General features: G+C 65.5%; 12 protein-coding genes. 6 read left to right on the top strand and 6 right to left on the bottom strand.

Annotation, left to right across the window (positions count from 1 at the left end):
- Nucleotides 1-61: 61 nt before the first annotated feature.
- On the top strand, nucleotides 62-1,255 hold the full coding sequence (locus AC3A6Y_RS12285; protein ID WP_487868504.1) for a DegT/DnrJ/EryC1/StrS family aminotransferase: 1,194 nt from the start codon (nucleotides 62-64) through the stop codon (nucleotides 1,253-1,255).
- Nucleotides 1,249-2,196, top strand: coding sequence for a glycosyltransferase (locus AC3A6Y_RS12280; RefSeq protein WP_487868503.1), 948 nt, complete (start codon nucleotides 1,249-1,251; stop codon nucleotides 2,194-2,196). The genes AC3A6Y_RS12285 and AC3A6Y_RS12280 overlap by 7 nt, the downstream gene beginning before the upstream one ends.
- Nucleotides 2,197-2,212: 16 nt before the next feature.
- On the opposite strand, the gene AC3A6Y_RS12275 is transcribed toward AC3A6Y_RS12280, so the two are convergent.
- Nucleotides 2,213-3,250 (bottom strand): endonuclease/exonuclease/phosphatase family protein, encoded by a 1,038-nt coding sequence (locus AC3A6Y_RS12275; RefSeq protein WP_487868502.1) that lies wholly within the window; start codon nucleotides 3,248-3,250, stop codon nucleotides 2,213-2,215.
- Between the two features lie 185 nt (nucleotides 3,251-3,435).
- Here AC3A6Y_RS12275 and AC3A6Y_RS12270 point away from each other — a divergent pair, with 185 nt between their 5' ends.
- Entirely contained in the window at nucleotides 3,436-4,884 is a 1,449-nt protein-coding gene (locus AC3A6Y_RS12270) for an MFS transporter (protein ID WP_487868501.1), read from the top strand.
- 89 nt (nucleotides 4,885-4,973) lie between these two features.
- On the opposite strand, the gene AC3A6Y_RS12265 is transcribed toward AC3A6Y_RS12270, so the two are convergent.
- On the bottom strand, nucleotides 4,974-6,221 hold the full coding sequence (locus AC3A6Y_RS12265) for an ATP-grasp domain-containing protein (protein WP_487868500.1): 1,248 nt from the start codon (nucleotides 6,219-6,221) through the stop codon (nucleotides 4,974-4,976).
- 222 nt (nucleotides 6,222-6,443) lie between these two features.
- Between AC3A6Y_RS12265 and AC3A6Y_RS12260 the strand changes: the two genes are divergently transcribed.
- Nucleotides 6,444-8,048, top strand: coding sequence for an MFS transporter (locus AC3A6Y_RS12260; protein WP_487868499.1), 1,605 nt, complete (start codon nucleotides 6,444-6,446; stop codon nucleotides 8,046-8,048).
- Between the two features lie 140 nt (nucleotides 8,049-8,188).
- Complete coding sequence (locus tag AC3A6Y_RS12255) at nucleotides 8,189-8,527, top strand: hypothetical protein (RefSeq protein WP_487868498.1); 339 nt, start codon at nucleotides 8,189-8,191, stop codon at nucleotides 8,525-8,527.
- Between the two features lie 520 nt (nucleotides 8,528-9,047).
- Here AC3A6Y_RS12255 and AC3A6Y_RS12250 read toward each other — a convergent pair.
- Complete coding sequence (locus AC3A6Y_RS12250) at nucleotides 9,048-10,121, bottom strand: AbiJ-NTD4 domain-containing protein (RefSeq protein WP_487868497.1); 1,074 nt, start codon at nucleotides 10,119-10,121, stop codon at nucleotides 9,048-9,050.
- A 368-nt stretch (nucleotides 10,122-10,489) separates the two neighbouring features.
- Between AC3A6Y_RS12250 and AC3A6Y_RS12245 the strand changes: the two genes are divergently transcribed.
- Nucleotides 10,490-11,071, top strand: a complete 582-nt coding sequence (locus tag AC3A6Y_RS12245; RefSeq protein WP_487868496.1) for a recombinase family protein — start codon at nucleotides 10,490-10,492, stop codon at nucleotides 11,069-11,071.
- A gap of 222 nt (nucleotides 11,072-11,293) precedes the next feature.
- Here AC3A6Y_RS12245 and AC3A6Y_RS12240 read toward each other — a convergent pair whose 3' ends face one another.
- The 3 genes from AC3A6Y_RS12240 to AC3A6Y_RS12230 all read right to left on the bottom strand — a co-directional run bounded on the left by AC3A6Y_RS12240 (nucleotide 11,294) and on the right by AC3A6Y_RS12230 (nucleotide 12,957).
- Nucleotides 11,294-11,575, bottom strand: coding sequence for a hypothetical protein (locus AC3A6Y_RS12240; RefSeq protein ID WP_487868495.1), 282 nt, complete (start codon nucleotides 11,573-11,575; stop codon nucleotides 11,294-11,296).
- Between the two features lie 291 nt (nucleotides 11,576-11,866).
- The gene (locus tag AC3A6Y_RS12235) at nucleotides 11,867-12,280 is read right to left on the bottom strand and encodes a hypothetical protein (RefSeq protein ID WP_487868494.1); all 414 of its coding nucleotides are present in this window, start codon (nucleotides 12,278-12,280) and stop codon (nucleotides 11,867-11,869) included.
- Complete coding sequence (locus AC3A6Y_RS12230) at nucleotides 12,277-12,957, bottom strand: BRO-N domain-containing protein (protein WP_487868493.1); 681 nt, start codon at nucleotides 12,955-12,957, stop codon at nucleotides 12,277-12,279. The genes AC3A6Y_RS12235 and AC3A6Y_RS12230 overlap by 4 nt, the downstream gene beginning before the upstream one ends.
- Between the last annotated feature and the right edge of the window lie 143 nt (nucleotides 12,958-13,100).

Here is a 13,100-nt window from a genome sequence, read left to right as displayed (position 1 = left end):
CCACTGGCGCCGGCACTGGGTCTTGAACAGCGGGCGCCCTTGCCCGCACGAGGGGAGCTCCATGCCCGTACGCAGCAAGGAAAATTTTCTGGTCTTCGGCTCGCCGAAGATCGAAGAGAGCGAGATCCTGGAGGTCGAAGCGGTCATGCGATCGGGCTGGCTCGGCACCGGCCCGCGGGTGGCGCAGTTCGAGCGCGAGTTCGGCCGCTACCGCGGAGCGGCGCACGCCGTGGCGCTGAACTCCTGCTCCGCGGCCCTCCACCTTTCGCTGCTGGCCTCCGGCGTCGGCCCGGGCGACGAGGTCATCACCACGCCGTTGACCTTCTGCGCGACCGTCAACGCCATCATCCACGCCGGCGCGACGCCGGTGCTGGCCGACATCGATCCTGACACGCTGAACATCGACCCGGCACAGGTGCGCGCCAGGCTGAGCCCGCGCACGCGCGCCATCGTGCCGGTCCACTTCGCGGGGCGGCCCTGCGAGATGGACGAGCTGATGGCGCTGGCCCGGCAGCACGGGCTGAAAGTCATCGAGGATTGCGCGCACGCCATCGAGACCCAGTACCGCGGCCGCAACGTCGGCACCATCGGCGACTTCGGCTGCTTCTCCTTCTACGTGACCAAGAACATCGTCACCGGCGAGGGCGGCATGGTCCTGGCGCGCCGGGAGGAGGATGCGGCCCGCATCAAGGTGCTCGGCCTGCATGGCATGACCAAGGACGCATGGAAGCGCTTCGGCGACGAGGGCTACAAGCACTATTACGTCGTGGAGGCCGGGTTCAAGTACAACATGATGGACCTGCAGGCGGCGATCGGCCTGCAGCAGCTGACGCGCGTCGAGCCGTACTGGCAGCGCCGCAAGCAGATCTGGAAACGCTATGTCGACGAGCTTTCCGACCTCCCGCTGGCACTGCCGCCGGCGCCGGCGCCGGACACGCGCCATGCGCACCATCTTTTCAGCGTGCAGCTCGACGAGTCGCGCTGCGGCATCTCGCGCGATGGCTTCCTCGACGCGATGACGGCGCAGGGCATCGGCGTCGGGGTGCATTACCTGGCGCTGCCGGAGCATCCCTACTACCAGCAAAGGCTCGGCTGGCGCCCCGAGGACACGCCGCATGCCACGCGCGTGGGCCGGCAGATCGTCTCGCTGCCGATCTCGGCCAAGCTGAGCGACCAGGATGTCGGCGACGTGATCTCCGCGGTGCGGCTCATCCTGGAGAAACACGCAGCGCTTGCGGCGGCCAACACGTGCTGATCTCCATCCTCATCCCGGCCTACGCGCGCCCGGAACAACTGGCCGAAGCGCTGCAAAGCATCGCCCAGCAGGAGCGCTCGCTGATCGGCGAGATCATCATCGGCGACGACAGCCCGCGCGCGTACTGGGCTCGCAACCAGGCGGTCATCGCGCAGAGCGGTCTGGCGGAGCTCATCGACTACCTCCCGAGCGAGCCTTCCAGGGGGACCTATCCCAACCAGTGGTTCCTGGCCTCGCGCGCGAAGTTCGACCACCTGCTGATCCTGCACAACGACGACCAGCTGTGCGCCGGCGCGCTGAGTGTGTTGGCGGATGCCTGCGCCAGCGAGACGGATGCCCGCGTCAAGCTGTGGTTCGGGACGCCGTTGATCATGGACGAGGCCGGCGTCGTCGATCCCGAGCGCTCCGCTGCCAGCGACCAGTGGTACGGCCGGCAGGGCCCGGCCGCGGCGCGCCCGATGTGGGAATGGTGCCTCGAGGAGTCCATTCCGCCCGATGCCTTCCTGGTGGAAAAGGCGAGCTATCTGCAGCACATGCGCAGCGAGCGCGATGGCAACGTGGGCGACTGGGGTTTCTCGGTGCGCCTGGCCAACAGCGGCGCCTGGGCGCGCTATGTGGGGCAGGCCGTGTCACGCTACCGCGTGCAGGCCGGTTCCGTCACCGTTGCGGGGCGCGGCGTGGACGCCCACCGGGCCTTCGAGCTGGCATGCGAGCTGCGCGTGCCGCCCGAGCATGAAGCCGCGAAACGCCGCTTTTATCGGAACATGCGCGTGGTCGCCCTCCGCTATGCGCGCGACGGCGAGCGCATGCGCGCCTGGCAGGCGCTGCTGTGGCCCGGCATGCCATGGGAGCACCGCCTGTCGCTCCGCTTCTTCGTGATCGCCCTGATGCTGCTGACGCCGCGCCCGTTGTGGCTGTGGGCGCTGCACTACAAGAGCTGATCAGGGGCGGCCCGCGCTATACCGATCCCTTGATCGGCTTGTGCTTGAAGACGGCACGGATGATGCCGTGGTCGTTGGTGCCGTCGCCCTTGTGGTCGTCGAAGTTGAGGTGGTCGTTGTTCACCGCCAGCCCGTCGAAGAGCCAGAGCCGCCGCCGGCTGTTGTCGTAGAACTGCTCGCTGACCAGGATGTGGTCCAGCGATTCGCGGAAGTCCTGGTGGACGTGGGTGTAGTAGACGTCGCGCGTGTCCCGGTATTCCTGGAGCGTCTGCGCGGTGTAGAACGCCACGTCCCCGCCGCCGACGGAGTCGCCCACCAGGTAGCGGGGCTGCTCCGTCAGGATGTTGGCCGTGTTGCTCTGCTGGCCGTCGTTGATGTCGCCGAGCACGATCACCGGCGTGTCGTTGTCCTTCATCTGCTCGGTCAGCAGAAAGCGCAGCGCAGCGGCCTCGGCGGTGCGGCGGATCGTCGACAGCGCGGCGCCCAGCGCCGTCGAATGCTTGCCGTAGGCCGCCTTGTCGGCCTTGAACCATGCTTCGTTGAAGACCTTGGTGGGTGCCTTCGACTTGAAGTGGCACACGTAGACATGAACATCCGGCTCGTCCTCGCGCGGCTTGATCGTGAAATGCGCCACCGGCCTGGAGAAACCGCGGATCGCCACGTCGATTTCGGGCGTTTGCGGATCGTCGCCGCTGGATTGCAGCTTGAACTTCTGCGGAAACTCGCTGATCCAGTTCGGCGCGCTGCTGAGCAGCCCCTTGCGCACGATTGCGGCGCAGACGATCTTGCGGCCGTCGGCGTCGGGCGGCACCAGGAGGTCGTAGGAGTCCGCGAGGGCCGCGGCCTCGAGCGCCCGGGCCAGCGAGGCGGCATGCCACAGCTCCTGGAAACCGAAGATGTCCGACTTCAACATGCCGAGCTGCCGCACCGTCCAGGCGATCTTTCGCTCGTATTCCTCTTGCGTCCAGCCGTTCCTGTCCGAGTAGAGCGCGCGGCCCGGCTCGTTGAGGTTGTAGAGATTGAAGGTGGCCAGGCTCAGTTCTTTCAGGTTCATCGCAGTGCTCCTCTGGATGCGGAATCAACATAGCCGCGCTTGGTGACAGCCATGCGAACTCAGCGCATTGGGCGTTCATCGGCGCCCTTGCGCAACTACCAACTTTGGTAGGTTGCCGGGCTGCCTAGCACAGCAGGTTGCGTCCCGCTCGCACGCGCCATTGCGGCCTTGGCGACAATCGCGCGATGACTTCCTTGCAGGCTCAGCCGGCCGCCCCCGCCCAGGCACCCGCCGCCGACGGGCTGCCGCAGCCGCAGCGGCGCTGGGCGATGCTGGTGATCGTCCTGGGCATCCTGGTCGCCGTGCTCGACGGCACGATCGTCAACCTGGCGCTCCCCGGCATTGCGCGCGAGCTCCGGGCCAATCCGGCGCATGCGATCTGGGTGGTCAATGCCTACCAGATCGCGACGCTGGTGATGCTGCTGCCGCTGGCCTCGCTGGGCGACCTGGTCGGCTACCGGCGCGTGTACCTGGTGGGCATGGCGCTCTTTGCATTGGCCTCGTTGGCGGCGATGCTGGCCGATTCGCTCGCCACGCTCATCGCCGCGCGGGCCCTGCAGGGCTTGGGCGCCGCCGGCCTGATGAGCGTCAATTCGGCGCTGGTGCGGCTGGTCTATCCGCGCGCGCAACTCGGTCGCGGCATGGCGATCAATTCGATGGTGGTGGCGTGCGCCTCGGTCGCCGGGCCCTCGGTGGCCGCCGCGATTCTTTCGGTGGCTTCGTGGCCCTGGCTGTTCGCGCTCAACCTGCCGCTGGGCCTGCTGGTGCTGGCGCTGGGCTGGCGCGCGCTGCCGGTGCAGCGCGCGGCCATTGCCACGGGCGAACGCTTCTCCTGGATCGACGTCCTGCTCAACGTGCTGATGTTCTCGCTGGTTTTCGTCGGTGCCGACCGGCTGGGCGTGCGCACCGAGGCGGGGCAGGGCGCCCAGGCCGGCGCGTGGCTGCTGCTGCTGGCCGGGCTGGCGGTGGGCGTCGTCTACCTGCGGCGCCAGCGTGCGCTGGCCGTGCCGCTGTTCCCGATGGACCTGCTGCGCATCCCCGTGTTCGCGCTGTCGATGGGCACATCGGTGGCCGCCTTCTGCGCGCAGATGCTGTCCTTCATCGCGCTGCCCTTCCTGCTGCTCGAAACCTACGGGCGCTCCCACGTGGAGGCCGGCCTGCTGATCACCGCCTGGCCGCTGGCCATCGTGGTGATGGCACCGATCGCGGGGCGCCTCATCGGCCGCTACCCGGACGGGTGGCTGGGCGGCATCGGCCTGAGCCTGCTGTCGCTCGGCCTCGTGCTGCTGGCCACGCTGCCCGCACAGCCCGCCAATGCCGACATCGTGTGGCGCATGGCGCTGTGCGGCCTGGGCTTCGGCCTGTTCCAGTCGCCCAACAACCACACCATCGTGACCTCGCCGCCCGCGCATCGCAGCGGCGCGGCCAGCGGCATGCTGGGCACCGCGCGGCTCACGGGCCAGACCCTGGGCGCGGTGCTGCTGGCGGGCATCTTCAGCGTGTGGCCACCGCACGCGGGCCGCGGTCCCTTCATCGCGCTGGGCTTGGCCGCCGCCTGCGCGGCCGTGGCCGCGGTGTGCAGCACGTTGCGTACGCGCGAGCCTGATCGGCGTCACGCCGAGGGACGAGGCTGACGATGCGCCAGGATCGGCTCCGACGCTCGAATCGCACCGTCGGCAAGCCTGTGCTTCTTGAAACGGGATGTTCTTCTCATGAAGGGTGGTCAAAAAACGAAGAGCTCGCCGTTGGCTTCCCAGCTACGGATGAGCATGTATTCCCGCTCCAGGATTTCCTCGCTGTCGCAGGCGAGATAGGCGATGCCGGCATTGGTAAACAGATCGATGGTTCGCGTCACCGGGTCGCCGGGCTGCGGCGCATGGATCAGAGACCGGAAGGACTTCAGCGTCGAAAACTTCTCTCGGCTCCTGTTCTCTTTGAGGGTCCCCGAGCCGCTCGAAGAGAGAGTGACGCAATGCAGGTGGTTCTTGCGGGAATACGACGTCCCGAGCAACTCGGAAAAGGCTGCCGGGTCGGCATGGCGCAGCACTGTCAAGCTGACATGAGAGTGCCCAGTCGCCTCCATGACCGCCTCGTGATCGATCGTTCCCTGCATGCGGGCCGCCGTTTCGATCAGCAGCAACTTCCCACCATGGGTCTGGAAGAGTTCGGTATGCGACGGTCCCTCCCTGATCCCCAATGCGTCCAGGCATGCGATCGTGTAGAGCTCCAGGAAGTGAGCCAGGTCGTCGTTCGGTGACAGCAGGATCTCGCGGTCGCATATCAGCGAGGCGCCGGGCACGGCAATCTTGTCATCCCTCCAGATCTCGGCGATGTAGTGGCGACCATTCATGCTGACCGCGTTGACGATGAACTGCTGCCCGGCGATTTTTTGCTGCAGGATTGCAGCGTCGTTGATGTTGCCCAGCTTGTTTCGCTTGCCAAGGATGGCATCCACGGCTATCGCGACCTCGACCAAGTCATTGCAGAACCTGACGCCGTCGGCGCCCACGCTTGCCGACGGCTTGACTACCACGGGCCAGCTTCGCAGCGCCGCCGCCCAGTCGAGCGCATCGTCGACCGTGGTGCAACGGGCTTGCTTCAGCGCCGAGAGACCGGCCTTCTTGAGGCGCTCGTGCATCTCGTATTTGTCTCTGCGAAGGCGGCTGGTGTGCGGATCGTTCCCGGGCACGTGCAGCAGTCGTGCCAGCCGCTCGGCTGTCTCGACGCCGGTCTCCGTGCCCGCGATCACGCACACGATGGGTGCGAGTCTCGTCAGATCGGCCGCGATGTCTTCGACACTGCCCGGCACGCCGACGACGAAGTGCTGCTGGAAATCGCCGGGTTGGAAGGTGGCAAGGAAGTCGGCCGGGATGTCGGGTGAACTTTGAACGTGGACGCATCCAATGCCGAAACTCTCGAACTCCTTCGGCAGGCACGATCCTGTGGAATAGGCGTCGACGATGACCGTCAATTCCCTTCGCGGGTGTCTTGTGTTGCGCATGTGCTCCCTGTGCGGCATTGAAGGAGAGCGGATTCTGCGTACTCACCCCAGGCTCGACAACTACCAAAGTTGGTAGGTTGACGACCTCGCGCGCAACCGATAGGCGATCGCTGAAGCACCCATACTCGCGCCTGAGCCCTGCGGCCCGCGGAAGGCTCATCGCTACACGACCCGCAAGATGGAGGTTATCCAATGAGTCAGATCGGCAAGCCGCCAGGCGACGACGCACTGATCCGGCATGGCTGTGAATCCACGCTGTGCCCGCAGTCCTCGAAGCCTTGGGTCCTGGCCGCGGCCATCATCGGCTCGAGCATGGCCTTCATCGATGGCACCGTGGTCAACGTGGCGCTGCCTGCGATCCAGCGCGAACTGGACGCGACGGCCTTCCAGGCGCAATGGGTGGTGGAGTCCTACGCGTTGTTCCTGGCGGCATTGCTGCTGGTCGGCGGCGCGCTGGGCGACCTGTTCGGGCGGCGGCGCATCTTCGCGCTCGGCGTGCTGCTGTTCGCGCTGGCTTCGGTGGGTTGCGCGCTGGCGGGCACGGTGCAGCAGCTGATCCTGGCGCGCGCGGTGCAGGGCATCGGCGGGGCCTTGCTGGTGCCGGGCAGCCTGGCGCTGATCAGCGCCAATTTCGAGAAGAAGGAGCGCGGCCGCGCCATCGGCACCTGGTCCGGCGCCAGCGGCATCACGGCGGCCGTCGGGCCGGTGCTCGGCGGCTTCCTGGTCGACCACTACTCGTGGACCTGGGCCTTCCTGGTCAATGTGCCGATGGCGCTGGCGGTGCTGTGGATTGCGTGGCGCCACGTGCCGGAGAGCCGCGGCAGCTCCGCGGGGAGCGGACTGGACGTGTGGGGCGCCGCGCTCGCGACCGCGGCGCTGGGCGGCATCGTCTATGCCTTCATCGAGGCGCCCACGCAGGGCTGGCGTTCCGCGGCGGTGCTGGCGGCGCTGGCCATCGGCGTCGGAAGCAGCCTCGCCTTCGTGGCGGTGGAGCGCCGTGTCCGGTCGCCGATGCTGCCCTTGGCGCTGCTGCGCATCGGCAACTTCGCCGGGGCCAACCTGCTGACGCTGCTGCTGTATGCAGCCCTCGGGGGCGGGCTGTATTTCTTTCCGCTCAACCTGATCCAGGTGCAAGGCTACTCGGCCACGGTGGCGGGTGCCGCGCTGCTCCCATTCATCCTGATCATGTTCGCGCTCTCGGGGTGGGCGGGGCAACTGGTGGATCGCTTCGGGCCGCGCCTGCCGCTGGTGGTGGGGCCGAGCATCGCGGCGGCGGGCTTCGCACTGTTCGCGGTGCCCGGCGTTGGCGCGAACTACTGGACGGCCTTCCTGCCGGCGGTGGTGGTGCTGGGGTTCGGCATGACGATCACCGTCGCGCCGCTCACGACGACCGTGATGAATGCGGTGGGGGAAGAAGCGGCGGGCATCGCCTCGGGCGTGAACAACGCGGTGTCCCGTGCGGCCTCGGTGCTGGCGATCGCGGTGTTCGGCGTGGTGATGGCGTGGGTCTTCGATGCGGTGCTGGCCGAGGGCTTGCGTGAAGCGGGGGCGTCGGCGCAGGCCAGGGCCTTCATCGAAGGGCAGCGCAGCAAGCTGGCGGGGGCGGAATTGCCGACGGGCCTCGATGCGGCTGCGGCGGCTGCGCTCAAGCAGGCAGTGGCCGAGTCCTTCGTGGCGGGCTTTCGGTGGGTGATGCTGCTCTGCGCGGGGCTGGCGCTGCTGAGCGCGCTGAGCGCGTGGGTGATGATCGGGCGCGGGCCGAGCGAGGCGAGGGCGGTGGTGCCGAGGGCGAGGTAGCGGTCAGCGAGGCAGCAGGTTCGAGGGACAGAAATGGGCGTCCACGTCCGACGCAAGTGCGGCGCTTACCCTTGGAGGCTTCTGACTGGATCTGTGACAATTTCGCATCCACGATCCACGACTTCCGGGAGAACTGCATCATGAAAAGCCTACCCCTGTGCGCACTCGTCGTCTCCATCCTCTTTGGCCCGCCAACAGTATTCGCTGATCCTCACAAGGACGAGAGCGGGCACGGCAAAAGAAAACATGGCCATCGCGAGTTCAAGGAGGAGTACTGGGACGGCAACTGCAAGGTCGAGCGCAAGCTCGAAAAGGGTGGCGAGTACAAGGAAGAACGGAAATGCAAAGGCGCGGGCTACCAGAGGCCCGGCCATGCCTATGCGCCTGCTCCCGTCTACGTACAGCCCCCGCCGCCGCCCGTCTACGTGCAGCCCCCAGAGCCGGGTGTCGTGATTCATGGCACCGTGAGGGTCCGATAGTCGGAAGACACAAACCGGGGGGCACTTTACTCCGAGGCATCGGAGTGCCGACGCGTTGACACAGTGCTTTGATCCATCCGGCGACTTGAAGTCCTTGTCGCGCCTGGAAACGGGTCGTTTCCCTCTGTGGATTCGTGGAGCGGGTGAAGGGAATCGAACCCATCGGCCTGCTCGCGCTTCATTGGGGAAATGAAGACATCGTCGTGTGCAGTACACCGGGCTGGTACACACGGGCGAGGCCTGAATGTACACCCAACGACGGCTGAGGAGCCGAGCGAAGCGAGGTCTGGAGCCACCAGTCAAGGCTGACGCGCACCAGGGACATGCGCCATCCCGGCCAGTTCAGAGACCTCCACACAACCGATGGACGGTCGTTAGCTCGAACGACGGGTCACTGACGCCCCGATACAGTCGCGTCTTGGTGCCCCAAAGCTCTACGCCCTGGAGGTATCGCAACAAGTCGGAAATCTCGATCTCTTTTACTGCCACTCCTCTTCCCACGGAAGAACGCATTGCCCGCTCAAAGTCTCTGGATCAGCGATTTGGACCATGACATCGCCGCTTCGATGACCCAGTTTGTTTGTTGCTGGGTTAGCGTAGGCATAGGTTCACCGCCGGGACCATGCCCAAGCGGATTGCGCACGTGGCGGAAGATCGCCTTGAGCGCGTCGCCCTCCCACACCTCTATGAAGCGTCCATTCTTCATCGCCACCAAGTTATCAATGTAGGCGGCTGCACCCGACTCTTTGCCACTCGTCCAACCCTTCTCGTCCGAGATGATCTTGATAACGCTTTCAAGCGCCTTCGCCGCATAAAACGCGGGGTCACGGTCATTTGCTTCGCGGCGGTCGATGGCTTCTTTCATATCCATATCCACGTTCTGCCACTTCACGTCTGCGACCAGTTTCCAGAATGGCGCGGCGATCTCCTGCTGGATCTTCTCATCGGTCTCGATCTGGATGAAACCGTTGTGATAATGCAGTGGGGCTTTCGCTTGCCGGAACCGCTCGTTGAGTTCGTCTGCGAACGAAGCAAACAATGCATTCACTCGTTCATTGTCGGCCTTGGCTTCACGCTCGGAGTTGGAGGCGGCTCCTGCCTTGCTGTTGCCGCGTAACTTGCCCAAGGTGCTGTAGCGCAATATGTCGGCGTAGGCAGCTTGCTTTAGGAACTCGGGGAAGTCTCGGTTGATGATCGCGATGGCCTCCATGCGCTCGCGAAAAGCCAACTCGATGAAACTGATGCGCTCCTTCATGTAGCGATCGGGATCTGCCGCTACATTGAAGGGGGCGAGCATCCATGTTTTACACACCATGTCCATGGTGAAGGTACCGTAACGCCAGATTTTGTTCGCGTCGTAGTAGTTCCAGGTGAGCGGCGACAAGCTTTCCAAGCCTAGTTCCATGCTGAGCTTGCTATGGACGCTCTCCCATCTCGGCCTGTTGGTCTCAATGACCTTTTTGTCGTGCCAGTAAGGCATTACCTGCTCCAGAACTATTCGCCACCCTTGGGTGATCAAAGTGCGCTCGCGCTCGCCGAAATCCTTCCATATGGGGCGGTCTGCATATCGCGTAGCAAAAATATCAGTAAGCACGGCGGGCTCTCTTGCGATGCTGAAAGTTCAAGGTAGGGCGTCGCGAGAATACCTGAGGCTTCGCTGGCGATCCCGGTCAAACGGCCATAAAAACAGTGGCTTGGGAGCGCAAGCGACAATGCAAAGACGACGTGCGAACCCTCGGGCTCACTGTGAAAGGGGCGCCGCAGAGGCCAGGGCGGCCCCAGGGATCGCCGGGGCAAGTCGGGTCGCCCTCGGTGGCCCTTGCACCCGTGCAAGTGCGCCATCCAAGGGCGTTCAAAATCGAGCGATTGCGGACAGGGTCAGTAAAGATGTCCACAAATTAGCTTGACCCTCTTTCGGACAGGCGGCATGATTCGGACTACCTTTTCGTACAGGAAGCCCCTATGTCCCGAGTCTTCGCCTACTGCCGCGTCTCCACTGCCGACCAGACCCCCGAGAACCAAGCCCGAGAGATCGCAGCGGCTGGCTTCAACGTCCAAGCATCCCGGGTGGTCGCAGAGACCGTCAGCGGCTCCGTGCTCGCCTCGGAGCGCCCAGGCTTTGGGAAGCTGCTGGACAAGCTGGAGTCCGGGGACGTGCTGGTGGTCACCAAGCTGGACCGGCTCGGCCGGAATGCCATGGATGTCCGGGCCACCGTGGAGGCCCTGACGGGCATGGGCGTCCGGGTTCACTGCCTCGCCTTGGGCGGCGTCGACCTCACCAGCCCGGCAGGCAAGATGACCATGGGCGTCATCGCTGCTGTGGCCGAATTCGAGCGGGACTTGCTGGTGGAGCGCACGCAATCGGGCCTCGCCAGGGCGAAGGCTGAAGGCAAGGCCCTCGGGCGCCCCTCGGCTCTCTCGGCGTCTCAGGTCGCAGAGGTCGGCCAGCGGCTCGCAGCAGGGGAGGCAGTGGCCGCCATCGCCAGGGCCATGGGCACAAGCCGACAGACGATCATGAGAGCCAGGGACAGCCTGGGTGCCTGAGGCGTCCCATGTCTCCAGAGCCGGCCTGTGTGCCGGCTTTCTTGTGGTCGCAGCCAGCAGAGGGGGAGGGGCACGGGGGGCGCCTGCGACAGGCCGGGGACGCCAAGGACTGTCCGCGAATTTTCGGGAAAAATTTAAGGTGGCAGAGGGTCCCAGGACCCGCAGGAGCCGTTCAGGCCCCCCCGGGGATGCCTGGGGTGCCCCAGCACCTCCCTGCGATTCCTACGCCGTTTGCGCGGCTCCCATGCGCTCCAAGTTCTCCCTCCTGAGGTCCAGCGGGTCACCATCCCGAAGCCTCACCTCGGCACCCCCAAAGAGGGCCTTGGCCAGCAGGATCTGCCGAGGCGGGTCGTACTCCCTTAGGACGACAACCACGGTGTCCCGGGTCCTGACGGTCTGCAGCTTCAGGCCGGCGGCCAGGAGGGGCTGGAGGGTCTCCCAGTCCTCCCGGTCCATCAGGACAGCGTGACCGTTGGTCGTGTCGACCTCGACCCAGTCGCTCATGTCTGCACCGCTGCCTGCCGGGCTCGCTGGCGCTCCCTTCGGGCCTTGGTGGCGCATGTGTTGCAGAGGCTGGTGAGGCCGTCCGGGCTCTTCGGCCACACCTTGAACATCGTTGGGGACTTGGTCTTGCCGCAGCACGCGCAAACCTTGGTGGCCCCCAGAGCCACCGTGACAACCGGGACAGGCTTGGGAGCCTTGGCGGTAACGGTGAGGTCCGGGGCCAGCTTGACGCAATCGGCATCCCTGCGCATCCGGCTGAGCATCTCGGCTTCGGCTGATCTTGGGAACATCTCAGACCCTCTTGATCTGCGACAGCCGGAGGTCCAAGGGGTCAGCAGGCAAAGCCAGCGTGTCGCCTTCCTGGGCGTTCAAAAGCGCAGCAGCGATCAACACCCCATGCTGCATCGGGGTCTCGTGCCGGCTGTAGGCGCGGAGCATCCCGTCTTCGTCCAGCCACCAGCGAGACTTCGTGAGCCTGGGGCCGTCCGGGGTGTTCGCGGTGATGCGCAGGAAGTCCGAGCGGTTCAGGATGGCCTTGCGGGGATGCTGACCCTCCACACTGACGAAGACGAGATCGCCTTCGATGATGGGGACGTTCTGCGGGTCTTGGCTGGCAATGAAGTGCGCGAGTCTGCCACCGGGGCGGGGCTTGCCGTTATTGACGTGGGGGCCGTTGGGACGGCTGCGGTTCTTGGTCGTGTTCATCGACGGCTCCCCTTGCGGCTGCGGCGACGGGTGGGCGCTGGCAAGACCACAGGGACACGTTGTGCCTCGATGGCGGCCAGGGCTTCCCGGACTCGCTTGCGGTCCTCGATGGCTCGGGGGTCGCCGACGATCTCAGCCATGGCATCGATGGCGCCGGTGCGATTGGCATGAGCGACCAGCACAGGGTCCAATCCGTACTGCGCCGACACATCCCGCAGCGCTTGGGCGCGGTGCTCCACCGCACGAGGGGAATCGTGGCGGTAGAAGCTGTGGCGGGTCTTGTGCTCCAGCAGCTTGTCAGCCTCGGACAGTCGGGCCGTCAGGCGGTCGAAGTAACTGCGGACGGCCTCGGGGAGACCGTAGCCCCCGGTTGCCTCGATGGCGGGGATCACTTCGTCGGTCAGCCAGTCTTGGAAGCGCTCAGCCTCGGGCTTGCGGGACTTTAGGATCAGCTTGTAGGCGCCTGACTTGGTCAGGAACCACGGGGCGCTCCCGGGCAAGCCTAGGGAATAGCGAGACTTGTACCGCTCGGGCAGGGCCTCCACAGCATCGCTCACGTTGGCGATGCTCAGCGCGGCGCAGATGTCACCGGCATGTAGCCATAGCTGCCCGTCCTGCACCATGGCGCGGAGCGGGTGGGAGTCGAAGTTGAAGGGGATGATGTTGGAGTCGTTCATTGAGTTCTAGCTTTGAAAAAGCGAAGCCCGCAGGGCGAACCGTGCGGGCTTCAGGGGCTCGATGTGGCCGGTGGTTATCCGGCAGACTCGATTGAGAGGCGCCCCTTCACGGGGGCGAGGCGGACCCGATAGCGGGCGAATGG

It is taken from the genome of Variovorax sp. Soil_C_17, assembly GCF_057657265.1.
The sequence above is the reverse complement of the archived record's forward strand: the minus strand, read 5'-3'. Positions and strand labels throughout refer to the sequence as shown.

What these genes read in the sequence shown, in the direction of transcription:
- AC3A6Y_RS12275 (WP_487868502.1), bottom strand. Translation starts at nt 3,250, where the DNA reads ATGAACCTGAAAGAACTGAGCCTGGCCACCTTCAATCTCTACAACCTC.
- AC3A6Y_RS12255 (WP_487868498.1), top strand. Translation starts at nt 8,189, where the DNA reads ATGAAAAGCCTACCCCTGTGCGCACTCGTCGTCTCCATCCTCTTTGGC.
- AC3A6Y_RS12240 (WP_487868495.1), bottom strand. Translation starts at nt 11,575, where the DNA reads ATGAGCGACTGGGTCGAGGTCGACACGACCAACGGTCACGCTGTCCTG.
- AC3A6Y_RS12230 (WP_487868493.1), bottom strand. Translation starts at nt 12,957, where the DNA reads ATGAACGACTCCAACATCATCCCCTTCAACTTCGACTCCCACCCGCTC.
- AC3A6Y_RS12235 (WP_487868494.1), bottom strand. Translation starts at nt 12,280, where the DNA reads ATGAACACGACCAAGAACCGCAGCCGTCCCAACGGCCCCCACGTCAAT.
- AC3A6Y_RS12260 (WP_487868499.1), top strand. Translation starts at nt 6,444, where the DNA reads ATGAGTCAGATCGGCAAGCCGCCAGGCGACGACGCACTGATCCGGCAT.
- AC3A6Y_RS12245 (WP_487868496.1), top strand. Translation starts at nt 10,490, where the DNA reads ATGTCCCGAGTCTTCGCCTACTGCCGCGTCTCCACTGCCGACCAGACC.
- AC3A6Y_RS12285 (WP_487868504.1), top strand. Translation starts at nt 62, where the DNA reads ATGCCCGTACGCAGCAAGGAAAATTTTCTGGTCTTCGGCTCGCCGAAG.
- AC3A6Y_RS12270 (WP_487868501.1), top strand. Translation starts at nt 3,436, where the DNA reads ATGACTTCCTTGCAGGCTCAGCCGGCCGCCCCCGCCCAGGCACCCGCC.